Raw genomic sequence first — 1,479 nt, 5'->3', positions numbered from 1 at the left:
ATAACTATATGATTTTAAAAGTTTTGATTATTTTTTGATCCAAAATTAAATTTATTTAAATCAGATGCTTACATATTTATGCAACAAAGCCTCATTTTAAGGGATGTTATCAAGTGCTACAAAATTTTTTTGAAAAGAGTAGATTTTTAGTTATTATAGTTATTATAAATTGCATAATATCTTCTATTTTTTTATATTTATCAACTATATATCTTCTAATTGATGCAATAATTTTTATTATAAAAAATATATATGCAACTAATTTTGAAGTAAAAATAGTTGTTGTTAAATTTTTAAAAATCCTCGATGTCTCGTTAATTGCTATTACATTTCATTTAATTTCAGCAGGTTTTTATAAATTATTTATTCAACAAGCTATTTTTGACAATAGTTCTTTTCTTAAGACACTATCAATTAATAAGTTTCATGATCTAAAAGTTATTATATTACATGTATCTATTATAGTTATAGTCATCTTGTTTTTAGAAGATATTGTTGTTTTTGGTGGAACTTTAGCCAACTTATATGCTGGTATTTCTTCTAGCCTAGTCATATTAGCAATAATTTTTACTTGTAAGCTATTAGATAATGATCATCACAAAGACGATGAATAACTTAAATCGCAAGGACTCATTTATAATTACTCTTTTATTTGAGCATTTAATTGAAGTTAAGATTAGAGATCGTCATGTATTGAGAAAAAATGTCTGATTCAAACTTCACTAAACTCAAAATTGCGTCAAAGATTGCAGCTTCAAATAGAAATACTGCACTCTTTCTTTAATCAAAAAATCTGCATGCTTGGTTTTTCCATAAGAAAAAAACCAAAAAATGATCCAATATTCTTAGAAACTGGCAAAAATTTTCTAAAAAAATCCCGATCAGGATTCGGAACTTTTCTAACTCCAAATGGCTTTGTTGCACAAACCTAGCCATTCTGAATTAAAAAAGCTGGATGAATACTTTGTTGGGCTGAATGTGATTTCGGTTGAGAAAGCAAATTCAAGTTTTATTTTTCGTTGTGACGGCTTAGACAGCCCTGAAAAAATTATTCTAGCTAATAATTTATTAGAGGAAATTAATCAAAAAATCTATTCTAATTATAGATTAATTTAAATTTTCCTAAAGTTTTTAGAAAATCAAAAATGGGAGCTTAAACTCCCATTTTTATTAATGATTTTTTAAATCTTTTAACATTGCTTCACGCAGAATTTTATTCATGCGTGTCTGATAGCCTTTCCCTTGTGCTTTTAACCATGCAAGTACATCAGCATCAAGACGAACAGAGGTTTGTTGCTTTACTGGACAATAAAATTGCCCATGACGAATAGCATTACTTCAGTCTGTAATTTCAGGAATATCTGATAGATCTAATAGCTCATCTGGTACATTGTTATTCACCAATTAAAATGTCTATGCGATAAACCATTTAAAATGTCCTGTTTTTAACCACAAGAGTCAAGCACAGGATTTAACTTT

Annotated in this window: 1 protein-coding gene and 1 pseudogene; one reads left to right on the top strand and one right to left on the bottom strand. The window is 27.3% G+C overall.

The annotated features are described in order from the left end of the window. Positions 1–113: 113 nt before the first annotated feature. Complete coding sequence (locus tag NI465_RS16500; protein ID WP_110976010.1) at positions 114–614, top strand: YqhA family protein; 501 nt, start codon at positions 114–116, stop codon at positions 612–614. Between the two features lie 556 nt (positions 615–1,170). Here NI465_RS16500 and NI465_RS16495 read toward each other — a convergent pair. Continuing rightward, a pseudogene (locus NI465_RS16495) lies at positions 1,171–1,386 on the bottom strand (BrnA antitoxin family protein); the annotation flags it as partial. Between the last annotated feature and the right edge of the window lie 93 nt (positions 1,387–1,479).

This window comes from Acinetobacter lwoffii (assembly GCF_024129855.1).
GTDB classification, from domain to species: Bacteria; Pseudomonadota; Gammaproteobacteria; order Pseudomonadales; family Moraxellaceae; genus Acinetobacter; species Acinetobacter lwoffii_L.
This window is presented reverse-complemented; position numbering and strand designations above follow the sequence as displayed.